Here is a 26,632-nt window from a genome sequence, read left to right on the forward strand (position 1 = left end):
CCGCGCACGGGCCGCACGGCCGTGCGCAACACAAAAAAAAGCCCCCGAACGAGTCGGGGGCGCATGGGTGCCGGCGCGATCCCGCTACCGGACCCTGCGCCTGTGGATGACTACGATGAAGCAAGCCGTTTTCATGCTGAATGGCTCCTGGATGCGTGGCGGACCGCCAGCGATATCGGACGATGTTAGGCGGACGACGGCAGCCGCGTCAACGCCCTAACGCGCGCGCACCGACACGAACTTCCGCGCGTTGTTGCGCTGGATCAGCACGGCGATCACGCTGCCGCCGCTCGCTTCGAGCGTCTGCACGTCGTCCGGCGTCTCGAGCAGCGTGTCGTTGAGCTCCAGCACCACGTCGCCCGGCTGGATGCCGGCGCGCGCGGCCGGGCCATGCACCGCATCCACCATCATCCCGACCGCGAGCCCGGTCGAACGGCGCTCGTCGTCGCTCAACGCGTGCATCGTCAGGCCGAGGCGGTCGCCGTGGTCGCCTGCATCGCCCGCCCCCGAACCCGGCCCCGGCCGCGCGGCGGCCTTCGACGCGGCCATGCCGACCGTGGTGGCCGCGCTACCGCCCGCGTCGTCGGCGCCGGTGATCGTCAGCATCATCGGCGCACGGTTGCGGATCACACGCAGCCGCGCCTTGCCGCCCGGTGGCAGCGCGCCGGCCAGATCGTTCAGTTCGGCCGAGTGGCCGATCGTCTTGTCGCCCACCTTCACGATCACGTCGCCGGGCTTCAGGCCGGCCGCGGCGGCCGGCGAGCCGGGCGCGACCCCGTTGACGAGTGCGCCCGCCGGACGCGGCAGTCCGAACGCCGCGGCCAGGCCAACGCCCACGTCCTGCACGTCGACGCCGAACGCATTACCCGACGACGCCTCCGCCGCGAGCGGCGGAGCCTGCTGCGCCTGCATCTGCGCCTGCTGTTGCGCACGCAACTGGGCGCGCACCTTCGTCGCGAACGCGATCGGGATGGCGAACGTCGTGCTCGCGTAGCGGTCGGCGCCCGTATAGACCTGCACCGCGATGCCGATCACGTCACCCGCGCGATTGAACACCGGGCCGCCCGAGTTGTCGGGGTTCGGTACGATGTCGGTTTCGAAGAACGGAAACGCGCTGCCGTCCGGCAGCCGGCGCGACGTCGCGCTGACGATGCCGGCCGTGACCGTGTTGCCCGAGCCGTCCGGCGCGCCGATCGTCATCACCGGTTCGCCCGCGCGCACTTTCGACGAATCGCCGACGCGCACGAACGGCAGCTTCGTCGCGTCGACGCGCAGCACGGCCACGTCGCTTTGCGGATCGACGGCCAGCACCGTCGCCTTGAATTCGCGGCGGTCGGTGAGCCGCACCGTCACGTCGGTCGCCTCGTCGACCACATGAGCGGACGTGAGGATCAGGCCATCGGCGCTGACGATGAAGCCCGAGCCGCTGCCGGACACCGCACGCGGCGCGGTATCGGGCGCCGGCGCCTGCGGCCCCGGCGCGGACGGCGGTGCGCCATGGCGGAAGAACGCGGCGAGCGGATCGTCGGGATCGAGCATGGCAAAGGCCGGGCCGCCGGTTTGCGGGTCGGGCGTGGCGGCCATGATGGTCACGACCGCCGGGCCGTAGCGCTCGACGATCGCCGGGAAGTCGACCGGCATCGCGTAAGGCGCGGCGGGCGGCCGCGCCTTCATCGCGGGCGGTGCGGCGGGCGGTGCGAGGGTGCCGGCGATGGCGGCGGGCGGCGGCAAGATTCCGGCAAGCACGCCCCCGATCAACGCGGTGCGAAGCACGGCGCGAGCAAGCGTCTGGCAGACCACGGTGCACCTCCCCCGGGCAGTCGCGACGCCACCCTGCGCGAGACGCGCAGGCGCCCGACGAGCACCGGTACACGCCTCCATTTATAGCCCACGCGCCGGTTGGAACATACGAATCGAAACCCGTATGCCGGGAGGTGCCCGGGCGGCGGAACCGCGAGGGCGGCCGTTTCGAACAAAGTGCGCGGTTCGTCAATCCGAATATCCACCACGCATTGGGGTGGACGTCGGTGCCGGGGTCTTCGTCACGGTCTGCGGCCGGGCATGCCATCTGTCGCACATCGCGGACAGGCCGAGCGCAATCACGATCACGCAGCAGGAAGTTCGAGGTGGCGAAACCCTACCATCACGCGTGCCCCGCGCCCACCCGCTCTGCGATCGCCGACACCATCCGCAACATCGGCTCGAACGCATCGGCCGACGTATTGCCGAAACCGAGCACGAGCCCGTTGCCGGCGCGCGCCGCATCGATCGCGAAACCCGACAGCGGAAACGGCCCGATGCCATGCGCGCGCGCCGCTTCGACGATCGCGCGATCGCGATAACGCGCCGGCAGCCGCAGCGCGAGATGCAGCCCGCACGGGCCGCCCTCGATCTGGTGCGGCACGCTCAGGCTGCTATCGAGTGCGGCGAGCAGCAACCGCCGCCGGTCGCGATACAGCCGGCGCATCCGTCCGAGATGCCGGCCGTACTCGCCCGTCTCGATGAAATCGGCCAGCGCGAGCTGCACGTGGCGCGTCCCGCCGCGCAGCATCTCCGGCAGCGCCGGCCGCACGGCGGCCAGCAACGCGTAGGGCAGCACGAGAAAACCGATCCGCAGCGCCGGAAACATCGTCTTGCTGAACGAGCCGAGATAGACGACCGGCGAGTCCGGCGCGAGCCCGTGCATCGCGCCGATCGGCTCGCCGGTGTGACGGAATTCGCTGTCGTAGTCGTCCTCGATGATCCACGCGCGATGGCGGCGTGCCGCATCGATCAGCGCGAGCCGGCGCGAGATCGACAGCACGGCGCCGGTCGGGAACTGGTTCGACGGCGTCGTGTAGACGAGGCGCGGCGGCCGCTCGCGCCAGTCGTCCGGTTCCGCACGCAGCCCTTCCGCGTCCACCGGCATCGGCACGACGTCGAGGTCGGCCGCCTGCATCGCGGTGCGCGCGCCGCGATAGCCGGGCTCCTCGACCCACACCGTATCGCCCGGATTGGTCAGCAACTGTGCGCACAGCGCGATCGCGCCTTGAGCGCCTTCGGTGATCACGATCTGTTCGGGATCGCAGCGCACGCCGCGCGTGACGGCCAGATGGCGCGCGATCGATTCGCGCAGGGCGGATTCGCCGAGCGGGTCCCCATACGCGAGCAGCTCGCGGCCGGCACGGCGCAGCGCGCGGTCGATCGCGTGCCGCCACGCATCCACCGGGAAATGCGACAGCGCGGGCACGCCCGGCCGGAAGCCCTCCGATTCGCCGGTGCCGACGAGGCTCGGACGAATCCGGCCGAGCCGCTGCGCGACGGCCGGCGGCGCGGTCCGCCTGCGCGGCGGCGCCGGCCGCGACAGCCCGACGACCCGCGTGCCGCGACGATCCGACTGCAGGAAACCTTCGGCGACGAGCTGCTCGTACACGGCGGCCGTCGTATTGCGCGACACGCCGAGCGTTTCGGCCAGCGCGCGCGTGCCGGGCAACCGCGTGCCGGCCGGCATCGCGCCGCCGAGGATCGCGTCGCGCAAGCGGCGCAGCAACTGGCGCTGCAGCGACGGTGCGCCGGGCGTACGTGCCAGCGGCGCATCGAGCGGCAGCAACGGCGCGGCGCCGGAAGGAAAGGCAGTCGTCATCGGAATATCGCGGCGTGAAAAGTCGAACCTGCGGTGATTGGCGAACGGCTGCGATCACGACTCGTGGCACCATAAATTTACCGTTCTCTGGCGCTTCTCATGGTACCTCGCCGGGACTACGATCGTCTGCATGCCGGCATGTCGCCGGCCGCCAACCGAAGCGAGATCGACCTTGCCCACGCTCACCAACGCTTTCCAGCAGCCCATCGGCCAACCCGTTCCCGACTGGTCCGCGCGTCCGCGCCCCGAGCGCATCGCGCTCGAAGGCCGTTACTGCCGGCTCGAACCGCTCGACGCCGAGCGCCATGCGGCCGACCTGTACGCGGCCTACGCGCAGGCGCCCGACGGCAGCGACTGGACCTATCTCGCGCACGGCCCGTATGCCGACGAGTCGAGCTACCGCGACTACGCGCGCGGCGCGCAGGCGAGCACCGATCCGCTGCACTACACGGTGATCGACCGCGCCACGGGTCGCGCGGTCGGCACGCTCGCGCTGATGCGCATCGATCCGGCCAACGGCGTGATCGAGGTCGGCTCCGTCACGTTCTCGCCGCTGCTCAAGCGCACGCCGGTTTCGACCGAAGCGCAGTTCCTGCTGATGAAGTACGCGTTCGACACGCTCGGCTACCGGCGCTACGAATGGAAGTGCGACGACCTGAACGCGCCGTCGCGCAAGGCGGCCGCCCGGCTCGGCTTCCGCTACGAAGGCACGTTCCGGCAGGCGATCGTCTATCGCGGCCGCAATCGCGACACCGCGTGGTTCTCGATCATCGACGGCGAATGGCCGGACGTCCGCGCCGCGTTCGAAGCATGGCTCGCACCGGAGAACTTCGATGCCGAAGGCAACCAGCGCCAGCCGCTCACCGCGATACGCCACGCGCAGGCCAGCGCGCGCGACGCAGCCAGCCGCGCGAACGACGCCACGCGCGTCACGGTGCGCCCGCTCGTCGCCGCCGACGAAGCCGCGTGGCGTCCGCTGTGGCAGGGTTACCAGAAGTTCTACGACACGGCGCTGAGCGACGCGGTGTTCGCGACGACCTGGGCGCGCCTGATGGATCCGGCCGAGCCGATGTTCGTGCTCGGCGCGTTCGACGCGTCCGGTGCGCTGGTCGGGATCGTGCATTCGATCTACCACCGCTCGTGCTGGACCGAAGGGCCGTACTGCTATCTGCAGGACCTGTACACGGCGCCCGACGCGCGCGGGCAAGGTGCCGGCCGCGCGCTGATCGAGGCCGTGTACGAACGGGCCCGCGAAGCCGGCGCGAGCCGCGTGTACTGGCTCACGCACGAGACCAACACGGCCGCGCGCGCGCTGTACGACAAGCTCGCGAACAACGCCGGTTTCATCCAGTACCGGCACGACCTGAAGAAGTAACGTCGCCGCTCCGACGGCCGATGTTCAGCCCGGAACATCGGCCGGATCGCGTGCGTCGCGGTCCCGCCGCGCGCCATCGCACGCCGCACCGCCCCTACCCGGCACCGACGCCGGGCAGATCATCTCGTCGCCGTTGGCCGGCACCGGTCGCCGCACCGGCCGGAACACCGGCTCGCCCGGCTCGATCGGCTGCCCGGAAAGCGCGCAGCGACCGGGCTGCAACGCGACGCGCAGCCGCCAGCGCTGCTCGCCGTAGTGACACCGGCCGCTCTCGACCCATCGCACCAGCAGTCCGTCGTCGCCCGCCTCCAGCACCGTGACGAACAGTTGCGGGCGCAACGGCGACGCCGCGGCCGTCCCCTGCTCCGGAATCGGCGCGCGGCCGATCGTCACGAGCGGATGCGCGATCACGCCGCCGCGCGACGGCATCGCATCGTCTTCGTCGAACGCGGACGCGTCGCACGACAGGTCTTCTTCGCAGATCGGGCTTTCCATGGTGTTGAGCATGCTTGACGAATTTCCGTGCAGGTTGAACGACGCCGGCGCGTTCAGCGCCGGCCCATCGGTTCGCGCAGCAGGGACAGGCCGATCGCCGCGCCGACGGCGGCGGCCGCGAGCATCAGCCCGCTGCCGCCCGACCAGCCGAACGCACCGACGATCGCGCCGATCGTCAGCGGCCCGATCACCTGGCCGAGATAGTTGCCCTGCACGACCCAGCCGATGCTGAGCGGCGCCAGCGACTGCGACGGGGCGGAGCCCGGCGCGCACGCGAGAATGGTCGCGGGCAGCATCCCGGCCATCGCCGAAAACGCGAACCCGAGCACGACCGCGAGCGGCGCGGGTGTCGCCGCGCCGAAGAGGCCCGCGCCCGCCGCGCCGATCGCGACCGACGTCGCCGCCATCACGATCCCCGGTCGCGCCCCGCGCGACAGCAGCCAGCCGGCCGTCAGGTTGCCGATCACGCACGCGGCGACGATCGCCGCGCTGATCAGCCCCGCCGCGCCGACCGCGACGCCGAGGCGCTGCATCAGGAACACCGGCAGGAACGTCATCACCGCGAAGAACTGCACGTTGTAGGTCGCGAAGCCCAGTGCGAGGAGCGTAGTCGAGCGCGACGCGAACACAGCGCGCAGCGCGGGGCCGATGCGCGTCGTCGCCTGCCGCGACGGCGCGTCGGCCGACGTCGTGACCGGCACCGCGGCCGCCGCGACGAGCGTCAGCGCCGCGGCCGCGAGCCAGCCGTTGCGCCAGCCGCCGAGCAGCGGCCCGACCAGCATCGACAGCGCCATGCCGGCCGGCATGAAGGTGCTCCACAGGCCGAACGCGAAATTGCGCCGTTCGGGCGGCGTCACGCGGTTCAGCACGGCCGGCGCTGCGACCACCACGATCACGAACCCGAGGCCTTCCGCGAAGCGCGTGGCCAGCAACAGCGCGAAGCTGCCGGCCCAGGCGCCGGCCACGCTCGACAGGCCGAGGATGACGAGGCCCGTCACCAGCAGCCGCCGGTCGCCCCAGCGCCGCACCAGCAGGCCGGCGGCGATCCCGCCGAACACGCCGACGAACGGAAACACCGACATGATCCCGCTCAGCGACGCGAGCGAGCCGCCAAACTCGTGCTGGAGCGACGGCAAGCCGATCGTCGCCTTGCCGACGTGCAGCGCCGACACGATGCTCGCCAGCACGACGTTCGCGACGGCGGCCCGGTAGCTGCGCGCCGGCAGCGTGGCGGCATCGGCCGCGACAGGCGATTCGGTCATCTTCACCTCCGTTGAAGCGGCGGCGTGCAACGGGATGTCTCACGCGACCGCAATCGGACTGGCGCACATGATACAAATTGAAGTTAACTTCAAGTAAAGGGGCAGCGCGCGCAACGATCCGTTTCGGCGATGGTGACAATGGCCGGCGCGACACGCGACGGCATCCTGGTCTAAGCTGTCCGCTTCGTCCGACAACGCCGCGCCTCTCCTTATGTCGACCGCCTCCCCTGCACCGGCCACGCTGTTCCCGCTCGACGAAGCCTGGACGGATTTCCCCCGCCGCAAGGCGGCCGTGCGCACCTTCATCGCCGGGTACTGCGCCGCGCGCGACCGGCGCGATGCGCCGCTGCACGACGGCCCGGACGGCCATGTCGTGCAGTTCGACGGCGCGATGGGCCGGCCTTTCGAGCATTTCATGATCGAGGGCGCGCCCGTGTCCGGCGCCGGCCCGTTTGCGGTTGGCGCGTGGATCACGCGCTACGGCGCGGCACCGCTGCCGCCCGCGCTGCACGGCCGGACGCGCCGGCTGACCGACGAGCATTTCATGGCCGCCGACATCGACGGGCTGTCCGGCGACGACGCGCTCGCGCTTTCGCTGGCCTGCGACACGCCTGGCGCGATCGACGCGTTCAACGCCAGCGGCGCCTTCGCGCCGTTCCAGCCGAATCCGGCCGCGTTCCTGTTCGCGCACCGGCTCGACGGACAGATCGCGGCCACCGCGCGCTACGGCTTCGCGTCGCCGCGCGATATCGTCGTCGACCGCGTCGGGACGGCGGACGCATACCGCCGCCGCGGCCTGGCGACGCAACTGCTCGCCGCGATCGTCGCGCACGCACGGCACCGGGGTGCGCGCCGCGTGTGGCTCATATCGACCGAGGTCGGCCAGCCGCTGTACCGCGCCGCCGGATTCACGCCGCTCGCCGCGGTCGCCGTGGACGAAGTCGTCGCCTGAACGCGGATCGAACGGCGCCGCCCGTCGCCGTTCGTCTCGCGATTCGTCTCATTGCGCTGAGACGAACGTCCCGGCGTCTCACGCGCTTCGCTGTGGCGCTATCGCAGCAAATTCGACGCTCCGTTTCTTCCAAATCGTTGCCGTTCGGCGGACAGCGACATGGTGCAGCGCACCCGACGCACATTTTCCGGCCGCCACGCATCGCCCCGCTTCACGCTGGCCCCGTTCCTGCATACCGGTCGAACGCGCAATCGCGCGACGGGTGCGCCGGCAACATCGCCGCACGCCCGACGACAACCTGACGGAGACAGCAACGTGAGTACACCGGCACCGATCACTCCCCCCAGCATGAAGGCCGCCGTCTGGCACGGCCGCCACGACATCCGCGTCGAAGAGGTTCCCGTTCCGGAACGCCCGCCGGCAGGCTGGGTCACGATTCGCGTGCACTGGTGCGGCATCTGCGGCTCCGACCTGCACGAATACGTCGCCGGGCCGGTGTTCATCCCGGTCGACGCGCCGCATCCGCTGACCGGCCTGAAAGGCCAGTGCATCCTGGGCCACGAGTTCAGCGGCGAGATCGCCGAGCTCGGCGCGGGCGTGTCGGGCTTCGCGGTCGGCGACCGCGTGACGGCCGACGCATGCCAGCATTGCGGCACCTGCTGGTATTGCCGGCACGGGCTGTACAACATCTGCGAGAACCTCGCGTTCACCGGGCTGATGAACAACGGCGCGTTCGCCGAATACGTGAACGTGCCGGCCGAACTGCTGTACAAGCTGCCCGACCATTTCCCGACCGAGGCCGGCGCGCTGATCGAACCGCTCGCGGTCGGGCTGCATGCGGTGAAGAAGGCCGGCAACATCGTCGGGCAGACCGTCGTCGTGGTCGGCGCGGGCACGATCGGCCTGTGCACGATCATGTGCGCGAAGGCCGCGGGCGCCGGACGCGTGATCGCGCTGGAAATGTCGGCCGCGCGCAAGCAGAAGGCGCTGGAGGTCGGCGCGAGCGCGGTCGTCGATCCGAAGACGTCCGACGCGATCGCGGAAGTCCGGGCGCTGACGGGCGGCTACGGCGCGGATGTCTCGTTCGAGTGCATCGGGCACACGGCCACCGCGAAGCTCGCGATCGACGTGATCCGCAAGGCCGGCAAGTCGGTGATGGTCGGCATCTTCGAGGAACCGGCGCCGTTCAACTTCTTCGACATCGTGTCGACCGAGAAGGAAGTGATCGGCTCGCTCGCGTACAACGGCGAATTCGCGGACGTGATCCGCTTCATCGCGGACGGCCGCATCGACGTGCAGCCGCTCATCACCGGGCGCATCGCGCTCGGCGACATCGTCGCGCACGGCTTCGAGGAACTGGTCAACCACAAGGACCGCAACGTGAAGATCATCGTCCGGCCGGCCGTTTCCTGAGCGCACACGCGCGGTCGCGGCATCGATTCCCGCCGCGCCGCGCCGGCCGCCGTACAGGCGTATAGCGGCCCCCCGTCGAGCGTCGCCCCGGTGCGCGGGCGGCGCGCCTGCGTGCACATCCCTTCCCTCTGTCGTCACCGTCCAAGGCAGCCGCCATGTCGCGCTCCCTCCGGAAGCGGCGCGCCCGAACATTCGCAATCCCTAACATTTACCGCAACGCGCGATCCGCACCGGTGCGCGATCAGGGTTTCTCCGCATCAAGCACGATGCGTCCGGCGTCGACAGGATGGTGGCGCAACGCGATCCGGTGCCGCGTGCGATCCGGCTTCCCGGGCGCGATCGTTGCCGCCCCGTCACGACGGAACACCTGTCGAACCTCACGGCGCCACGGCGCCGACAGGCCGAGAATACGGGCCTCCCAGGGATAGTTCGCAAAACACGGTGTGCCATGAATCTCTCGTTCAATCGGGAACGCGCAAACGACGTTCGCTCGCTGACGATCCAGCAGAAAACCCATCTCGGCTTCGCGCTCGTCACCACGCTGCTGGCCTTGCTGTGCGGCACGATCATCGCGGGCAGTGTGCGCCAATACCGGCAGGAAAACGCCGACCTGCAAAGCTTCGAATTCGTCCACGGCGCGATGATCGCCGCCAACATGATCTCGGCCGAACGCGGCCCGACGAACGACCTGCTCGTGCGCGCGCAGCCCGACGCCGCGACGGAGCGGCGCAACCTGCGCGCCGCGCGCGAGCGTTCCGACCGCGCGCTCGCGCATTTTCGGGCCGGCATCGGGCACGCGGCGGCGCTCGACGACCGCGAGCGCGGCAACCTGCTGCACGCGGTCGATGCGATCCGGATCACGCTCGCCGATGCGCGCGCGGAAGTCGACGCACTCGACGCGCGGCCGCTCGCGTCCCGCACGGTGCGCGACATCCAGCATGCGCAGGCGCGCCTGTTCCGGGTCGTCGACACGGTGTCGCTGCTGATCGACGGCGCGATGACCGACACGGCCATGCGCGACCCGCGCACGTCGGGCGCGATCCTGCTCGCGCGGCTGCTGAGCGACCTGCGGGAATACGCGGGACGCACGGGCTCGCTGCTCGTCGCGCCGATGTTCGCGCGGCAGGCGCTCGATCGCACGCAGTTCGCGGAGATCATGCTGATGCGCGGACGCATCGAACAATTGCGCGCACTGATCGACGGCGCGCTCGGCGCGCGGCTCGACGATGCGGACGTGGCCCGCGAGTACGCGCAGCTCAACGCGGCGTTCGACCGTCATCTGCTGCCGCTCGTCGACGCGATCGTCGCGAACGGCCGGACAGGCGCCTACGCGATGAGCGCCGGCGATTTTTCGAGGACGATCGTCCCGTATTTCGGGCCGTGCGAACGGCTGCGCGACCGCGTGATCGACGCGGCGCGGCGCCGCGCCGTCTCGGACCGGAACACCGCGCGGATCAAGGTGGCGGTATCGGCATGCGCGACCGCGCTCAGCGTCGCGATCCTGCTGTCGCTCGCGCGCGGCACGCAGCGGCTGCTGTCGACGCCGCTCGATGCGCTCGGCCGCCGGATCGTCGCACTCAGCGACGGCGATACGACGCCCGTCGCGATGCCGAGCGGCGTCGGGCCCGAGCTCGCCCGCATCGACCGGGCACTGGAGACCTTGCGCCATGCGCATGTGCGCCGCGACATGCTCGAACGCCAGCGCAACGACATGCTGACGCTGTTCTCGCACGACATGCGCGCGCCGCTGACGTCGCTGATCATCCTGATCGACGCGCAGGAACACCGCGCGAACGACGCACCGACAAAGCGGCAATTCGAGAGAATCGGCAGGCTCGCCCGCCATACGCTGGCGATGGCCGACGGTTTCGCGCAGTTGTCGCGCGCGGAAGCCAGCGAATACGAGCGCGTGCCGGTCAACCTCGCCGACCTGATGAACGAGGCGCGCGACGCCGTATGGCCGCTCGCGCATCGCAAACGCATCTCGATCGACGACGTGCCGCGCCGCGACGACACGATCGTGCACGGCGACCCTGCGTTGCTGTCGCGCGCGCTGATCAACCTGCTGGATAACGCAATCAAGTACAGCCCGTCGCTGACGAGCATCGAATGCCGGGTGGAACCGGGCGCCGACGGCCGGGCCGTGCACTGCACGATCCGGGACCGCGGCTGCGGGATCAGCCATACGGACCAGACGCGGCTGTTCGAACGCTACCGGCGCTTTCGCACGGCCGGGCAACCGGACACGGGCGGCGTGGGGCTCGGAATGGCGTTCGTCAAGGCCGTCGTCGAACGGCACGCGGGCGACATTCACGTGCAGAGCGCCGTGCTGCAGGGCACCACGATCACGATCGCGCTGCCGGCGGCGGCAAACCCGTGACGTCGCAACCCCGCGCGATTCTTCGATATACTGAACCGAACCCTTTTCGGGGCAACCGGGGGCAACCCGCCTTCCGCGCGTCCGCCCCGCCTGCGTGGAAGCGCGCACCGTGAAACCGCGAACCGGACTGATTCTCGAACTCTTCGTCAACCTCGTGCTGCCCTGGGTGGCCTATCGGGTCGCGCATCCGTATTTCGGCGAAACCGGCGCGCTGTATGCGTCGGCGGTTCCGCCGATCATCTGGTCGATCGTCGAATTCATCCGCTCGCGCCGCGTCGACGCGGTGGCGGCCATCGTGCTGCTCGGCATCACGCTGTCGATCGTCGGGATGGCGTTCGGCGGCAGTCCGCGCACGCTGCTGATGCGCGAATCGATCGGGTCGGGCACGATCGGCATCGTGTTCCTGCTGTCGTTGTTCCGCGAACGCCCGCTGATCTACTATCTGGCCCGCGCGACCGTGGCCCGCGAGATGGACGGCGGCGCCGCGCACTTCGAAGCCGTCTGGGACGCGCAGCCGGGCCTGCGGCAGATGCTGCGGCTGATGACGTTCGTGTGGGGCGCCATCATGACGGTCGAGATGCTGCTGCGCTGGTGGATGGTCGTCAGCTGGCCGGTCGAACGCGTGCTGGTCGTGTCGCCGGTCATGGGCTACACGGTGTTTGCCTGCCTGCTGCTGTGGACGTTCTGGTACCGGCGGCGGATGCGCGTGCGCAACAGCGTCGACATCCCGGGCCGCGGCGGCGTCACCGAAACCGCCGGCCGCTGACACGCGGCGCGCCGGCTGCCCGGCAGCGTGTCACGGCACCTGCTGTATGATGCGCGGCGTCTCGTCCGCCCATCCGTTTTCCGTCATGTCCCTTTCGCTCCTTCCGTGTGCCACGATCTGGCTCGCCCTGTTCGCGGCCGCCGCATTCGCGTGGCATCGCCCACTGCACGGCCTGAGCATCGGCCTCGCCGCGCTCGGCTACGCGGGCGCGCTGGCATTCGGCCAGCTCGCGCCGATCACGCTGGCGCCATTCGCGCTGCTGATCGCGGCCGGCTGGGGCGTGCTGCCCGCGCGGCCGCTCGCGGTGCGCATCGCCGCGCATCTCGTCTTCGCCGCGCTCGCGATCGCGCTGAGCCTGCACCTGATTCCCGGCTTCCACAATCCGCGCGTGATCGCGCCGACCCGTTTCACGCCGGACGCCGTGCCGTTCACGATGTACCTGAATTTCGACAAGCCGCTCGTCGGCCTGTGGCTGTTGTGGGCGCTGCCGTGGGTCGCGCCCGACGTCGCGCTGTCGCGCGCGCTGCGCACCGGCGCGGTGGCGGCCGTCGCAACGGCCGCCGCGTGCCTGGCCGGCGCGCTCGCATTCGGGATGGTCGGCTGGGCCCCCAAATGGCCGCCGTCCGGCTGGCTGTGGCTCGCGAACAACCTGTTGCTGGTGACGCTCGCCGAGGAAGCGCTGTTCCGCGGCTATGTCCAAGGCGGGCTGACCCGCGTGTTGCGCGCGTATTCCTGGGGCCCGTGGGTCGCGCTCGCGGCCGGCGCGGTACTGTTCGGCGCCGCGCACGCCGCGGGCGGCTGGCAATGGATCGTGCTCGGCACGGTGGCCGGCGTCGGCTACGGGCTCGCGTGGCGGCGCGGCGGCCTGCTCGCCGCCGCGCTCGCGCATGCGGGGCTGAACGTCGTCCACTTCGGCCTGTTCACCTACCCGATGCTCGCCGCCGCGCGCTGAACGCGGTGCGCGGCGCCGCCCGCGTTGCCGCTCAGTTGAACCCGGCCACCGCGTGCGGCACGTACGGGCGTTCGAGCGTCGCGATTTCGTCGTCGGTCAGCTTCAGCGCGAGCGCCCCGAGCGCATCGTCCAGTTGCTGCGGCTTCGAAATGCCGACGATCGGCGCAGTCACGCCGCGCTTTTGCGCGACCCACGCCAGCGCGACCTGCGCCCGCGGCACGTTGCGCGCGGCGGCGATCGCCGCGACGGCCTCGACGACCGCCTTGTCGGCATCGATCGTCGCGTTGTACAGCTGCTGGCCGACCTCGTCCTTCTGCTGCCGTTCCGACGATTCGTCCCAGTTGCGCGTCAGGCGCCCGCGCGCGAGCGGGCTCCACGGAATCACCGCGATGCCTTCGTCCTCGCACAGCGGCAGCATTTCGCGCTCTTCCTCGCGATACAGCAGGTTCAGGTGGTTCTGCATGCTGACGAAGCGGGTCCAGCCGTGCTGCTTCGACGTGTGCAGCGCCTTCGCGAACTGCCATGCGAACATCGACGAGGCGCCGATATAGCGCGCCTTGCCGGCCTTCACGACGTCGTGCAACGCCTCGAGCGTCTCCTCGATCGGCGTGCCGTAGTCCCATCGGTGAATCTGGTAGAGATCGACGTAGTCGGTGCCGAGCCGCTTCAGGCTCTGGTCGATGTCGGTCATGATCGCCTTGCGCGACAGCCCGGCGCCGTTCGGCCCCGGCCGCATCCGGTAGAACACCTTGGTCGCGATCACGACGTCGTCGCGCTTCGCGAAATCGCGCAGCGCGCGGCCGACGATCTCCTCCGACGTGCCGTCCGAATACATGTTCGCGGTGTCGAAGAAGTTGATGCCGGCCTCGATCGCCCGCTGGATGATCGGCCGGCTTTCCGCTTCCGGCAGCGTCCACGGGTGCGTGCCGCGCAACGGCTCGCCGAACGTCATGCAGCCCAGCACCAGCTTCGACACGTCCAGCCCGGTCGACCCGAATTTCACGTATTCCATTGCACGCCTCGCCACTCAAGTTGGGGTTGCGGCCGGATGCGCGCCGCGCATCCGCCAGACGTCGCATGGTATCCCGCATGCGGCGAACGCGTATGACCGCGCGCCGCGTGCAGGCTGCGTGAAAGGTCGAACCTTGACGGCCGGACCGGGCGGCCCGGTTACTTGACCTGGTCGGCGATCGGCTGCAGGAACGCGGAGAAGCCGGTCAGCATGATCTGCACGCCGATGCACAGCAGCAGGAACGCCGACACGCGCTTCGCGACCTTGGTCCCTTCGCTGCCGAGATAGCGCGCGAGCAGCGCGGAGCGGCTGTAGACCTGCCAGATCACGAGCGCGACGAGCACGGACACCGCGATCGACACGATGCTCGACAGCATGAATTCCGACAGCTTGTGCGTGCGGTTCGCGTTCAGCGCGATCGCGGTCGCGATCGAGCCGGGACCGACCGTCAGCGGCACCGTCAACGGGAAGAACGCGCGCGTCATGATCGCGTTCGCGTCGATCGGCTTGACCGGCGTGTCGCCGCCGCCCGGCCCGTCGGGCTCGTTCAGCATCTGCCAGCCGGCCACCGCGACCGCGAAGCCGCCGCCGATCCGCAGCGCTTCCATCGAGATCCCGAAGAAATGCAGCACCGGCGTGCCGGCGAAGAACGCGACCATCAGGACGACGAACGCGTTGAACGCGACCTTCCTCGCGAGCAGATCCCGTTCGTACGCGGTGAGCGCCTCGGTCCGTTCGAGAAACAGGAACGCGATGCCGATCGGATTGATGATGCCGATCAGGCCGGTAAAGCCGAACAGGATCTCGGAGACAAGGCGGTTGACGATCATCGTGCGAAGCATCGGTCGGGGCTGGGCCGGCAGCGCGCCGGGGGTCACGCATTGTAGTGCAAGCGCTCGCGCCCGAGACGCAAAATACGGCCGGCCCGGTTGCGCCGACGGTCGCGGTCGAGTTTCGTCGTGCAGCCTTATTCGGCGCCCGCCTCCCACGCCGGCGGCCGCTTCGCGAAGAAGGCCGCGAAGCCTTCCTTCGCTTCCGGCGTCGCCCGCACCCGCGAGATCGTCTGCGCGGTGAACGCCGCGCGTTCGTCCGACGGCGGGTATTCGCCGATCGCATCGAAAAAGCGCTTGATCTCCATCAGCGCGTGCGGGCCGTTGCGGCCCAGTTCCGCGAGCGTCCGTTCGAGCGTGTCGTCGAGCGCATCGAGCGGCACGGCCTGATGGATCAGCCCGATCGCGACGGCTTCGGCGGCCGCGAGCTGCGTCGCGGTCAGCGCGAGCCGGCGCGCCTGGCGCTGGCCGACCGCCTCGACCAGATACGGACCGATCACGGCCGGCAGGATCCCGAAACGCGCCTCGCTGACCGAGAAGCGCGCGTGATCGCTGGCAATCACGATGTCGCAGGCCGCGCACAACCCGACCCCGCCGCCGAACGCGTGGCCCTGCACGCGTGCGACCGTCGGTTTCGGGCACTGCCGGATCGCGCGCATCATCGCGGCGAACCGCTCGGCGTCGCGCAGGTTCGCGGTCGCGTCGTTCGCGCTCGCACGCTGCATCCACTGCAGGTCGGCGCCCGCGCAAAATGCGCGACCGTCCGAACGCAGCACGATCGCGCGCACGTCGTCGCGCCGGCCGAGCGTCGTGAACGCGTCGGTCAGCTCCGCGATCATCGTCTCGTCGAACGCGTTCAGCACGTCGCCGCGCTGCAGCGCGACGGTCGCGATGCCGCGCGCATCGACCGTGACGGCCAGGGTCTTCAATTCATCCATCGAACAGGTTTCCTCGGGTAGAACGGCACACCTCGACATCAGGCGGCCTGACGGCGATCGATCACGCGGCGCGCCTTGCCGGTCGCGGTCGCCGGAATGCCGCCGGCTGCCAGCACCGTCACGCCGGACGACACGCCGACCATCGTCTTGATCCGGTGCTGCAACTCGCGCGCGAGCGCCGCGCGCTCGCCGTCGGTGACGGACGCCGCCGCCTCGGAGCGCAACTCGACCGCGAGGTCGAGCCGGTCCATGTGACCGTCGCGCGACAGCGTGATCTGGAACTGGCCCGACAACAGCGGCAGCGCGACGACGATCTCCTCGATCTGGCTCGGAAACACGTTCACGCCGCGCACGATCAGCATGTCGTCGGAGCGGCCCGTGATCTTCGCGAGCCGGCGCATCGCGCGCGCGGTCGGCGGCAGCAGCGCGGTGAGGTCGCGCGTGCGGTAGCGGATCACCGGCATCGCCTCCTTCGTCAGCGACGTGAACACGAGCTCGCCCTGGCTGCCGTCGGGCAGCACCTCGCCGGTGACGGGATCGATGATCTCCGGGTAGAAATGGTCTTCCCAGATCACCGGGCCGTCCTTCGTCTCGACGCATTCGCACGCGACGCCCGGGCCCATCACTTCCGACAGCCCGTAGATGTCGAGCGCGTCGATGCCCACGCGCGTCTCCACTTCATTGCGCAGCGCCTGCGTCCACGGTTCGGCGCCGAAGATGCCGATCTTCAGCGACGATTCGGCCGGGTTCATCCCCTGCCGCACCATCTCGTCGATCAGGTTCAGCATGTACGACGGCGTGACGAGGATGATCTTCGGCTCGAAGTCGCGAATCAGTTGCACCTGCTTCTCGGTCTGCCCGCCGGACATCGGCACGACCATGCAGCCGAGCCGCTCCGCGCCGTAGTGAATCCCGAGGCCGCCGGTGAACAGGCCGTAGCCGAACGCGTTGTGCAGCGTATCGCCCGGGCGGCCGCCGGCCGCGCGGATCGAGCGCGCGGTCACGTTCGCCCACGTGTCGATGTCGCGCGCGGTGTAGCCGACCACGGTCGGCTTGCCGGTCGTGCCGCTCGATGCGTGCACGCGCACGACCTGCTCGCGCGGCACCGCGAAGAGGCCGAACGGATAGTTGTCGCGCAGGTCGTTCTTGGTCGAGAACGGGAATTTCGCGAGATCGGCGAGCGATTTCAGGTCGTCCGGATGCACTCCGGCCGCGTCGAACGTGCGGCGATAGTGCGGGACGTTGTCGTACGCGTGGCGCAGCGACCACTTGAGGCGTTCGAGCTGCAGCGCCTGCAGTTCGTCGCGGCTGGCGGTCTCGATCGGCTCGAGGGCGGCGGCGGGATGCGTCGGGTGAGTCATCGGGGTGCTCCTCCAATGGCGTGATGTCGTTATCGTGTTCGAAGTAACCGGGGCGGGCGGCTACGACCGGAACGTGCGGCCGGCCGCATGCAGCGCGGCGAGGCGCGGCGACACGCGATAGCGGTCCTCGCCGTAGCTCGCCGCGAGGTTCGACAGCACGCGGTGCACGCGGCCGAGGCCGATCGCGTCGGCCCACGCGAGCGGGCCGCACGGATAGTTCACGCCCTTCTCCATCGCGAGATCGAGATCGGCCGGCGAGCACACGCCCTGGTTCACCGTGTCGGCCGCTTCGTTCGCGAGCATCGCGACGGTGCGCATCGCGACCATCCCCGGCACGTCCGCGACGCCGACGACACGAAAGCCCGCCTGCTGGAACAAGCCGACCGCATCCGCATAGGCCGCGTCGCCGCACTGGAGCGCGCGGGTCAGCGCGACGAGCCCCGCCTGCGCGTAATCGCGCGCGAGATCGACGAGCACGAGATCCGCCACGCCCGTTTGTGCGGCGCGCGCGGTGGCCGTCCGGCCATCGGTCAGCGCGATCGACGCGCGGCCGGCCGTGGCCAGCAGATCGTCCGGTTGCGCACCGGCCTGACGGGCGCCTGCGATACGGTCGACGAAGCGCGCATGCAGCGCGGCGGCCGGGCCCTCCTGCGCAAACAGCACGACGTCCGCCGGCGCGGCGCGCGGCGGTTCGAGATCGGGGGCAGGCGGCGTCGCGCCGTCCGCATACGAATAGAAGCCGCGTCCGGACTTGCGTCCGAGGAAGCCCGCGTTGACGAGTTCCTGCTGGATCAGCGACGGCGTGTAGCGCGGGTCGTTGAAGTACGCGCGGAACACCGACTCGGTCACCGCGAAGTTCACGTCGTGGCCGATCAGGTCCATCAACTCGAACGGCCCCATCCGGAACCCGCCGGCTTCGCGCATCACCGCATCGATCGACGCCGGTGCGCCGCCCTGCTCGTTCAGCACGCGCAACGCCTCCGCGTAATACGGCCGTGCGACGCGGTTCACGATGAAGCCCGGCGTCGATTTCGCCATCACCGGTTGCTTGCCCCACGCAGCGGCGGTCGCATACAGCATCTGCGCAACCTCGGGCGCGGTCGCGAGCCCGCTGACCACTTCGACGAGCGCCATCAGCGGCGCGGGATTGAAGAAATGCAGGCCGGCGACGCGCTGCGGCACGCGCAGCCCGGTCGCGATCGACGTGATCGAGATCGACGACGTGTTGGTCGCGAGCACGCACGCGTCGTCGACATGACGTTCGAGCGTCGCGAAAATCTCGCGCTTCACGTCGAGCCGTTCGGCCGCCGCCTCGACGATCAGCGCCGCCCCCGCGAAATCGGCCAGCGCGCGCACCGCGCGGACCCGGTTGCCGGCCGCGTCGGCCTGCGCCGGTTCGAGCCGGCCCTTCTCGGCCAGCCGGGCGAACTGGGCACGGATGCCGGCCAGCGCCTTGTCGCAGGCCGCTTCGTTCAGGTCGTAGAGCAGCACCGCATGGCCGGCCGCCGCCGCGACCTGCGCAATGCCCGCGCCCATCGCGCCGGCGCCGATCACGCCGACGACGGCCGACGGCGCGAGTGCGCCCGAGTTCACCGAATGTGCAGAGGAAACAGCCATCGCTTGCGATCCGTCATGAAGTGGAAGTGCGAGCGATTATAAACCGACCGGTCGGTAGATTTATGTCAGGGCGAGCCCGAATTTGTCGTGCAAGACATCGTTACGGAAACTGCAACGACAAAAAAATCGAAACGTCGGGCAACTTTTTATCAACCGAAAGGTCAACGTAAGTGTTCGAATATGAGATAGTGACCCCCGAACGCCTGATAAAATTCGACAAATTGCCGGATTTCAGGGGGAAAGCGTGTCGCGCCGTCACCGCCGTCCATCGTCGCCCGCCCTGTCGGGGTCGGATCGAGCCGCCGGCCACGCGTCGTCACGTGCGCTCGTCTCGCCATCCGCGGGCAACCGCATCGAACCGTTTCATCCCGCGACGGGCCTCGGCCCGCCCGCGCCCCTCGCCGCCTCACGGCAGCGAACCCAGGGCAGCGCCGTTGCGCGCCGCCACCTTTTCGGTTTCATCGTCCTCGTTCGGCGGATAGTACGGCCGGGCTTCGTCAACCCGTGACGGCGCGTCGCGCGCCGCCACTCGCATAAGGAAACCCTCCATGCCGCTGTCGTCCAACCAGCTCCCGCGCTGGACCCTCTGGGCCCCGCTTGCCGCCTGGCTGGTACTCGCGCTGTCGCGCGCGGTGCCGGCCGAAGGCCTCGTCATCGCGGTGTTCGCCGCCGCGCTCGCCGGCGCCGTGTTCGCCGCCGTCCACCACGCGGAAGTCGTCGCGCACCGCGTCGGCGAACCGTTCGGCACGCTCGTGCTCGCGGTCGCCGTGACCGTCATCGAGGTCGCGCTGATCGTGTCGGTGATGCTCGGCGCGGGCCCGGAGAAATCGGGCCTCGCCCGCGACACCGTGTTCGCCGCCGTGATGATCATCTGTAACGGCATCGTCGGCATCTGCCTGCTGGTCGGCGCATGGAAGCACGGCGAACAGGACTTCCAGGGGCGCGGCGCGAGCAAGGCGCTCGCGGTGCTCGCGTCGCTGTCGGTGCTGTCGCTCGTGATGCCGAACTACCTGAGCGCCGCCCCGGGCCCGTTCTTCTCGAAATCGCAGCTCGCGTTCGCCGGCGTCGCGTCGCTCGTGCTGTACGGCGCGTTCGTGTTCGTGCAGACCGTGCGCCACCGCGACTACTTCCTCGCCGCGCACGACACCGCGGACGAAGCGGTGCACGCGGCGGCGCCGAGCAACCGCACCGCGATCACCAGCATGGTGCTGCTGTTCGCGAGCCTCGTCGCGGTCGTGCTGCTCGCGAAGCTGCTGTCGCCGGCCGTCGAGCATGCGGTGCTGAAGCTCGGCGCGCCCGAAGCCGCGGTCGGTATCGTGATCGCCGCGCTCGTGCTGCTGCCGGAAGGGCTCGCGGCCGTCACCGCCGCGCGGGCGAACCGCCTGCAGACCAGCATGAACCTCGCGCTCGGTTCGGCGCTCGCGAGCATCGGGCTCACGATCCCGACCGTCGCGGCCGTGTTCATCTGGGTCGGCCAGCCGCTCACGCTCGGGATCGGCGCGATGGAAACGGTCCTGCTCGCGCTCACGCTGCTGGTCAGTACGCTCACGCTGAGCCAGGGGCGCACGACGGTGCTGCACGGCGTCGTGCACGTCGCGCTGTTCGCCGCGTACCTGTTCCTGTCGATCACTCACTGACGCTCCAATGCAAGCGGCCCGGCGGATTCGCTCCGGCGGGCCGCTTGCACTTCTTCAAGTCCCTTCCCTGTCCTTCGCTTCGCGCCGCCGTGACCCAACGGGGGCGGCAGCGCGTCACGCGACGGTTTCGCGCTGCGTGTCCGTCTCGAATCCATAGAGCGCAGCCGCGTTGTCGACCAGGATCGCGCGGGCAATCGCGTCGTCCGCCGCGCAATCGTGCAGCCAGCCGAGCAGGCGTGCATCGTCCGGCAGCGGCGATGCGTTCGGATGCGGCCAGTTGCTGCCCCACACGCAGCGTGTCGAATGGCCGCGCGCGAGCACGGCGGCGAGACGCGCGACGTCGTCGTAGCCCGGTGCGCCGGATTGCGACGTCTCGTACGGCGCGGACAACTTCACCCATGCGTGGCCGCGATCAAGCAGGCGTCGCAGTGCGACAAAGGACGGTGCATCCGGGGCGACGGGCGTCAGGAATTTGCCCGTGTGATCGATCACCACGCGCGCCGGCAGCCGCGCCAGCGTCGGCTCGATATCGGCCAGCGTGCGACCGTCGAACTGCAGGTCGATATGCCAGCCGAGCGGCGCGATCCGCGCGGCCATCCGTTCCAGATCGCTCCATTGCGCGGTGCCGCCCGCCAGCATCATGAAGCGCACGCCGCGCATGCCGGCGGCATGCAGCCGCTCCAGCTCCGCATCCGGCACGTCGACCGGCAACGTCGCGACGCCGCGCGCCTGCGGACCGAACGCGGCCAGTGCAGCGAGCGTGCATCGGTTGTCGGCGCCATAGCCGGTCGGCTGTACGATCACCACGCGCGTGAGGCCGAGCGCGCGCTGCACGCGCCGATACGCGTCCGCCGGCGCATGGGGCGGCCGAAACGTCGCCGTCGGCGCGAGCGGGTACGCATCGTCGTAGATATGGATATGGCAATCGCACGCGTCCGGGAACCGCGTGCCGCCCACGCCGTCGCGGATCATCGCCCGCCCGGCGCGACGGATGCGTGCGACGCGCGCCAGCGCGCGAGCCGCGTCGCCTGCGCGGCGTTGACCGCGCCGGTCGGCACGCGCCCGTCGAGCAGCGCGGCGAGCTGGTCGACCGTCTCCAGCGCCTGATGCTCGATCGCCGGCAGCGTCAGCCCGCCGATGTGCGGGGTCGCGATGACGCGCGGATGCGCGGCGAGCGCGGGCGTCGGCATCTGGTCCGCAGCACGGCCGACGTCCAGCGCGCAACCGGCCAGCCGCCCGCTGGCGAGCGCGTTGGCCAGCGCCTGCTCGTCGACGAGTTCGCCGCGCGACGCATTGATGAAGCACGCACCCGGCTTCATCGCCGCGAATGCCGCCGCATCGATCAGGTTCGCGGTGGCCGGCGTGGCCGGCGCAAGGCAGACGACGTAATCCGAATCGCGCAGCACCGTGGCGGCGTCGACCTGTTCGGGCGGCGGCGCGTCGACCCGCACGTACGGATCGCTGACGAGCACGCGCATGCCGAGCGCCGTCGCGACGGGGGCGAGATGGCGCGCGATCTGCCCATAGCCGATCAGGCCGAGCGTGCTGCCGCGCAGTTCGCGCCCCATCCGTGGCACCGGCGGCGCGCCACGATGGTACGCGTCCGCGTAGCCGCCGATCCCGCGCGCGAGGTCGATCATCGCGCCGACGACCCACTCGGCGACGGCCGGCCCGAAGCCGGGGCTCGCCTGCGTGACCAGCACGCCGCACGCGCTCGCCGCGGCGACGTCGACCGTCCGGATGTCGACCGCGCAACGCAGGAACGCGGCAAGTACCGGCAGCCCCGCGAACAGCGCGCGAGGCGCCGGGGTCTGCCGGTACGCGATGATCGCGTCGCATCCCTGCGCGGCGGCAATCAGTTCGTCCGTGTCGAGTTCGCGATCGTGCGGGTTGCAGGTGACGTCCGCGATCGCGCGCAGCGCGCGCAACGCCCTGGCGCCGAAGTAGTGGTCGATCATCCCGCTCGGATGCGTGACGTAGACGCGCGTCATGCGTGACCTCCGTTCGTGCCGGCCGCCTGCGCCGGCGGCGGCGCGACCGAGGCGCGCTCCACGAGCGTCACGTCCGCGAACACGCATGGCCCGGCGGACGGTGCGTCGCCCTCCTGCCGCATCACGCGCCGCACCATCTCGCCGGCCATTTCGGTGACCGGCAGTTGCACCGTGGTCAGCGCCGGCCACGAGATCGCCGACAGGAAATGACCGTCCATCCCGATGACGGAGACATCGTCCGGCACCCGCAAGCCGCCGTCGCGCAGCCCGGCCATCAGGCCGAGCGCGAACAGGTCGTTGACCGCGACGATGCCGGTCGGCCGCGCGGGATCGGCCGCGAGCTCGACGCCGAGCGCACGCCCGACGTCGACGATCACCGAGTCGCCGTATTCGTTCGCGGGACCGCCGTCGAGCACGCGCGCCTGGGTGGCGCCGCCCGCCTCGCTTGCCACGGCGAGAAAGCCGCGGATCTTGTCGCTGCGGCTCACCGTGATGCCGGCCACCGTCGCGAACGCGAGCCGCGTATGGCCGGCGTCAACGAGCCGGCGTGTCGCGAGCCGCGCGGCCGCCTCGTTGTCGGCCGTCACGTGATCGACCTTCGATTGCTCGCCGGGTGTCGCGCGCCGGTCGTAGCTGACGACCGCCATCCCGCGTTCGGCCGCGCGCTCGAGGTGGCTTTCGTCGGCGAGCGACGAGATCACGATCACGCGCCGCACGCCGTGCGCGTACAGATCGTCGAAGAACGACGCCTCCTTGCGCGCATCGCGGTAGGTGTTGCCGATCAGCACGCGATGGCCATACCGTTCCTGCGCGCAGGCCTCGATCTCGCGCGCGATGTAGCCGTACATCGGGTTCGCCATCGACGGCACCAGCAGCCCGACGAGCGGCGTCTGCCCCGTCTTGAGCTGGCGCGCGAGCGTGCTCGGCCGGTACTGCAGCGCGTCCATCGCCGCCTTCACGCGTTCGAGCGTCTCCGGCTTCATCTGGTCGGTGCGTCCGTTGAGCACGTTCGAAACCGTGCTGACCGAAACGGCCGCATGACGGGCCACGTCCTGAATCGTACTCATGTCGTCTTGCATAGAACGGGCTACAGGCCGAAATGGGCCGGCAGCCACAACGAAAACGCCGGTGCGAAGATCAGCGCCACGAGGGCGGCGAACAGCACCAGCAGATATTTCACCATCGGCCGGGCCACGCGCCCGACCTCGGTGCCCGTGATCGCGCAGGTCGTGAACAGCCCGAGGCCGACCGGCGGCGCGAACAGCCCGAACCCCATCGCCACCACCACGACCGTGCCGAAATGCAGCGGATGGATGCCGAGCTGCAGCGCGATCGGCGCGAGCAGCGGCCCGAAGATGATCAGCGCGGGCGCGCCTTCGAGCACGGCGCCGAACACGATCATCAGCAGCGCCGCCAGCAGCAGGAACATCGTCGCGCCGTATTGATGGGCAAACGCCGTCATTGTGCCCGAGACGAGGGCCGGAATCTGCTCGATCGACAGCGCGAACGACACGCTCGACGCCGCCGCGACGATGAACAGGATACCGCTCGCCATCGACGCGGCGCGCACGAACACGCGGCCGACCGAGCGCCACGTCAGTTCGCGGAACGCGAGCCAGCCCACGACGAGCGCGTAGACCACCGCGAACGCGGACACTTCGGTCGACGTCGCGATCCCCGACGTCACGCCCTTGCCGATCATCGCGACCATGACCAGCGCGACGAGCGCGCCGCCCGCGAGCGGCAGCCACGCGCGACGCTCGCCGAACACCTCGGCCACGTCGATCCTGCGCCCAGTGATCACCGTCACGACCGCGAGCGACGCGGCCAGCACGGCCGCCGGCACGATCCCCGCGACGAACAGCCCGGCGATCGAGATGTTCGCGACGAAGCCCATGATGATCATGTTCACGCACGGCGGAATCGTTTCGGCCATCACCGCGCTGCACGCGAGCAGCGCGGCGGTTTCGTTGGGGTCCTGCCGCGCGCGGCGCACCGCCGGCATCACGACGCCGCCCACCGCCGCGATATCGGCCAGTTTCGAGCCCGACACGCCGGAAAAGCACGCCGTCGCGAAGATCACGATCAGGCCGAGCCCGCCCCGCACGCGCCCGAAAATTCGCAGCAGCAACTCGACGAGCCGCGCGGACATCCCGTTGGTCTCCATCAGCAGCCCGGCCAGCACGAAGAACGGCACCGCGAGCAGCACGAAGTGATCGGCGCCGGCCATCACCTGTTGCGAGTAGACCAGCAGCGGCAGCGTCGGATCCGCGAGGAAATACAGCAGCGCCGAGAACGCCAGCACGAACCCGATCGGCACGCCGAGCACCAGCCCGCCGACGAAGCCCGCGACCAGCAGCGTGCCCGGCGCGACCGCATGCGCGGGCCACAGCGCGTTCCAGCCGTACACGGCGCCCGCGAGCGCCGCGCAGCACGCGAACGTGCCGATCACCCGGCGGCGCGGCGCGTTCAGCGCATTCGCAAGCGCGAATACCGTCATGAACAGCGCGCCGAACATCATCGGATACCCGTTGATCCAGCCCGGCAAGCCGCCCGTCGTCAACTGGTCGTACGAATCCGTGAGCAACTGGCACGACGACACCAGCAGGTTCAGCGCGACGGCCGCCACGATCCAGTGGCCGACCTGGATCAGCGCGCCCTGCCAGCGTGCCGGCAGCCGGCCGCGAAACACGTCGATGCCGACATGCTGGCTGCGCCCGAGCACCGTCGCCGCGCCGAAGAACACGAGCACGATCATCAGCGCGCTGGCCACTTCCTCGGCCCAGTCGACCGGGTCGTGCAGGAAATAGCGGAACACGACCGACACGAACACGACGAGCACGTCGACGCCGAGCACCGCGGCCGACAGGTACTCGAGCCAGCGCAGCAGCGCATCCAGCACGCGGGCGGCGCGATGCGCCGGTTGGCCTGCAGCGGGAGCCGGCGCGGCGCCCGACACGGAGTGCATGTCCATCGCTCAACCCCGCGCGGCGGCGATCGCCGGAAACAGCGGCGCGGTGGCCGGATATTGCTTCGCGAACGCCACATACAGGCGGTCGTGCATCGTCTGCCGCAACGCCGCGCGCTCGGCGTCGGCCAGCGGGTAAAACGCCATGCCGCGCTGCTTCAGCGCCTGCTCCGCCTGCGCGGCCTTCTGCGCGGCAATCGCACGCTGCTGCGCGGTCGCGTCGGCCACCGCGCGATCGAAGGCCGGCCGCAGATTGGCCGGAATCCGGTCGAGCGCGCGCCGCCCCATCACGACGGTCATCGCCGCGAACACGTGGCGCGATTGCCAGCACGACTTCACGATCTCGTCGAAGCGGCTCGCGAGCACCGTGGCGGGATCGTGCTCGAGACCGTCGACGACGCCCGTCTGCACGGCCATGTACAGCTCGCCGAACGGAATCGGCGTCGGCACCGCGCCCATCGCCTTGAAGGTATCCATGAACGCGGGCGTCGGCAGCACGCGCAGCTTCGCCCCCTTCAGGCCGGGCAACGCCGTCACCGGCTGCTTCGTGAATACGCAGCGCCCGCCGAAATGCGAACCCCAGGTCAGCACCGAGCATCCGGCGCGCTTTTGCAGCAGCGCGTTCAGGCTCGTGCCGACCTGACCGTCGAGCGCCTTCGCGACGTGCGCGTAGCTGTCGAACAGGTAGCCGAGATCGAGCATCCCGAGCTCCGGCGCGATCGTGGCCCAGATCGACGAGCCCGAGATCATCATGTCGATCGCGCCGATCTTGACCTGCTGCACGACATCGTTTTCCTTGCCGAGCTGGCTGTTCGGAAAGTAGTCGACCCGGATCGCATCGCCCACGCTCGCCTTCAGGTTCGCGGCGAGACGCTCGTACCACACGTAATGCGCGGCGTTCTGGTCGGCCGGCATCGACGACGAGCAGCGCAGCGTGACGACCGGCTGCTGCGCGCGCACGCCTTCCGGCAAGCCGCCCGCGGCCGCCAGCGTGGCGGCGGACACCGTCTGCAGAAAGCGCCGCCGGGTGTAGGTATTCATGAGCCGTCTCCTTTGCGAGT

General features: G+C 70.0%; 22 protein-coding genes. 7 read left to right on the top strand and 15 right to left on the bottom strand.

Annotated features, from left to right (window positions below):
* Positions 1 to 216: 216 nt before the first annotated feature.
* Together H0X95_RS03700 and pdxR are read right to left on the bottom strand one after the other, a co-directional pair.
* Complete coding sequence (locus tag H0X95_RS03700) at positions 217 to 1,800, bottom strand: trypsin-like peptidase domain-containing protein (RefSeq protein ID WP_195904287.1); 1,584 nt, start codon at positions 1,798 to 1,800, stop codon at positions 217 to 219.
* 343 nt (positions 1,801 to 2,143) lie between these two features.
* On the bottom strand, positions 2,144 to 3,622 hold the full coding sequence (gene pdxR, locus H0X95_RS03705) for a MocR-like pyridoxine biosynthesis transcription factor PdxR (RefSeq protein WP_059720799.1): 1,479 nt from the start codon (positions 3,620 to 3,622) through the stop codon (positions 2,144 to 2,146).
* A 172-nt stretch (positions 3,623 to 3,794) separates the two neighbouring features.
* Here pdxR and H0X95_RS03710 point away from each other — a divergent pair, with 172 nt between their 5' ends.
* The gene (locus H0X95_RS03710; RefSeq protein ID WP_006487338.1) at positions 3,795 to 4,997 is read left to right on the top strand and encodes a GNAT family N-acetyltransferase; all 1,203 of its coding nucleotides are present in this window, start codon (positions 3,795 to 3,797) and stop codon (positions 4,995 to 4,997) included.
* A gap of 24 nt (positions 4,998 to 5,021) precedes the next feature.
* On the opposite strand, the gene H0X95_RS03715 is transcribed toward H0X95_RS03710, so the two are convergent.
* The gene (locus H0X95_RS03715; protein WP_006487344.1) at positions 5,022 to 5,504 is read right to left on the bottom strand and encodes a DUF3331 domain-containing protein; all 483 of its coding nucleotides are present in this window, start codon (positions 5,502 to 5,504) and stop codon (positions 5,022 to 5,024) included.
* A gap of 41 nt (positions 5,505 to 5,545) precedes the next feature.
* On the bottom strand, positions 5,546 to 6,754 hold the full coding sequence (locus tag H0X95_RS03720; RefSeq protein WP_059720840.1) for an MFS transporter: 1,209 nt from the start codon (positions 6,752 to 6,754) through the stop codon (positions 5,546 to 5,548).
* A 211-nt stretch (positions 6,755 to 6,965) separates the two neighbouring features.
* Between H0X95_RS03720 and H0X95_RS03725 the strand changes: the two genes are divergently transcribed.
* The 5 genes from H0X95_RS03725 (at position 6,966) to H0X95_RS03745 (ending at position 13,217) form a co-directional block, all read left to right on the top strand.
* Complete coding sequence (locus H0X95_RS03725) at positions 6,966 to 7,706, top strand: GNAT family N-acetyltransferase (protein ID WP_059720798.1); 741 nt, start codon at positions 6,966 to 6,968, stop codon at positions 7,704 to 7,706.
* 348 nt (positions 7,707 to 8,054) lie between these two features.
* On the top strand, positions 8,055 to 9,119 hold the full coding sequence (locus H0X95_RS03730; RefSeq protein WP_059720797.1) for a 2,3-butanediol dehydrogenase: 1,065 nt from the start codon (positions 8,055 to 8,057) through the stop codon (positions 9,117 to 9,119).
* 286 nt (positions 9,120 to 9,405) lie between these two features.
* Positions 9,406 to 11,499 (top strand): sensor histidine kinase, encoded by a 2,094-nt coding sequence (locus H0X95_RS03735; protein WP_227739700.1) that lies wholly within the window; start codon positions 9,406 to 9,408, stop codon positions 11,497 to 11,499.
* Between the two features lie 109 nt (positions 11,500 to 11,608).
* Positions 11,609 to 12,265: a VC0807 family protein gene (locus tag H0X95_RS03740; protein ID WP_006488931.1), complete on the top strand. Its 657-nt coding sequence runs from the start codon at positions 11,609 to 11,611 to the stop codon at positions 12,263 to 12,265.
* 85 nt (positions 12,266 to 12,350) lie between these two features.
* On the top strand, positions 12,351 to 13,217 hold the full coding sequence (locus tag H0X95_RS03745) for a CPBP family intramembrane glutamic endopeptidase (RefSeq protein WP_059720839.1): 867 nt from the start codon (positions 12,351 to 12,353) through the stop codon (positions 13,215 to 13,217).
* A gap of 31 nt (positions 13,218 to 13,248) precedes the next feature.
* Here H0X95_RS03745 and H0X95_RS03750 read toward each other — a convergent pair whose 3' ends face one another.
* The 6 genes from H0X95_RS03750 to H0X95_RS03775 form a co-directional block, all read right to left on the bottom strand.
* The gene (locus tag H0X95_RS03750; protein WP_006483965.1) at positions 13,249 to 14,229 is read right to left on the bottom strand and encodes an aldo/keto reductase; all 981 of its coding nucleotides are present in this window, start codon (positions 14,227 to 14,229) and stop codon (positions 13,249 to 13,251) included.
* A gap of 158 nt (positions 14,230 to 14,387) precedes the next feature.
* Positions 14,388 to 15,059, bottom strand: a complete 672-nt coding sequence (locus H0X95_RS03755) for a MarC family protein (protein ID WP_006483966.1) — start codon at positions 15,057 to 15,059, stop codon at positions 14,388 to 14,390.
* A gap of 137 nt (positions 15,060 to 15,196) precedes the next feature.
* A complete protein-coding gene (locus H0X95_RS03760) occupies positions 15,197 to 15,997 on the bottom strand; it encodes an enoyl-CoA hydratase-related protein (protein WP_059720795.1) in 801 nt (266 codons plus the stop codon).
* 38 nt (positions 15,998 to 16,035) lie between these two features.
* Positions 16,036 to 17,358 carry a phenylacetate--CoA ligase PaaK gene (paaK, locus tag H0X95_RS03765; RefSeq protein ID WP_059720794.1) on the bottom strand — a complete coding sequence of 441 codons (1,323 nt, stop codon included), beginning with the start codon at positions 17,356 to 17,358 and terminating at the stop codon, positions 16,036 to 16,038.
* A 60-nt stretch (positions 17,359 to 17,418) separates the two neighbouring features.
* Entirely contained in the window at positions 17,419 to 18,975 is a 1,557-nt protein-coding gene (locus tag H0X95_RS03770; protein ID WP_059720793.1) for a 3-hydroxyacyl-CoA dehydrogenase, read from the bottom strand.
* A gap of 406 nt (positions 18,976 to 19,381) precedes the next feature.
* Complete coding sequence (locus H0X95_RS03775; protein WP_193372798.1) at positions 19,382 to 19,525, bottom strand: hypothetical protein; 144 nt, start codon at positions 19,523 to 19,525, stop codon at positions 19,382 to 19,384.
* On the opposite strand from H0X95_RS03775, the gene H0X95_RS03780 reads away from it, so the two are divergent.
* Positions 19,524 to 20,612: a calcium:proton antiporter gene (locus H0X95_RS03780; RefSeq protein ID WP_006483972.1), complete on the top strand. Its 1,089-nt coding sequence runs from the start codon at positions 19,524 to 19,526 to the stop codon at positions 20,610 to 20,612. The genes H0X95_RS03775 and H0X95_RS03780 overlap by 2 nt on opposite strands.
* A 114-nt stretch (positions 20,613 to 20,726) precedes the next feature.
* On the opposite strand, the gene H0X95_RS03785 is transcribed toward H0X95_RS03780, so the two are convergent.
* From H0X95_RS03785 to H0X95_RS03805, 5 genes are read right to left on the bottom strand one after another with little or no spacing between them, the layout of a single operon-like run.
* On the bottom strand, positions 20,727 to 21,584 hold the full coding sequence (locus H0X95_RS03785) for an amidohydrolase family protein (protein WP_034202241.1): 858 nt from the start codon (positions 21,582 to 21,584) through the stop codon (positions 20,727 to 20,729).
* Positions 21,581 to 22,603 (bottom strand): hydroxyacid dehydrogenase, encoded by a 1,023-nt coding sequence (locus H0X95_RS03790; protein WP_059720792.1) that lies wholly within the window; start codon positions 22,601 to 22,603, stop codon positions 21,581 to 21,583. Before H0X95_RS03790 ends, H0X95_RS03785 begins: the two co-directional genes overlap by 4 nt.
* The gene (locus tag H0X95_RS03795; RefSeq protein ID WP_059720791.1) at positions 22,600 to 23,682 is read right to left on the bottom strand and encodes a LacI family DNA-binding transcriptional regulator; all 1,083 of its coding nucleotides are present in this window, start codon (positions 23,680 to 23,682) and stop codon (positions 22,600 to 22,602) included. Before H0X95_RS03795 ends, H0X95_RS03790 begins: the two co-directional genes overlap by 4 nt.
* 8 nt (positions 23,683 to 23,690) lie before the next feature.
* Positions 23,691 to 25,577: a TRAP transporter large permease gene (locus tag H0X95_RS03800; protein ID WP_080403476.1), complete on the bottom strand. Its 1,887-nt coding sequence runs from the start codon at positions 25,575 to 25,577 to the stop codon at positions 23,691 to 23,693.
* Positions 25,578 to 25,580: 3 nt separating this feature from the next.
* Positions 25,581 to 26,612 (bottom strand): TRAP transporter substrate-binding protein, encoded by a 1,032-nt coding sequence (locus H0X95_RS03805; protein ID WP_059720790.1) that lies wholly within the window; start codon positions 26,610 to 26,612, stop codon positions 25,581 to 25,583.
* Positions 26,613 to 26,632 lie beyond the last annotated feature (20 nt).

This window comes from Burkholderia sp. 9779_493 (assembly GCF_015712215.1).
GTDB classification, from domain to species: Bacteria; Pseudomonadota; Gammaproteobacteria; order Burkholderiales; family Burkholderiaceae; genus Burkholderia; species Burkholderia cenocepacia.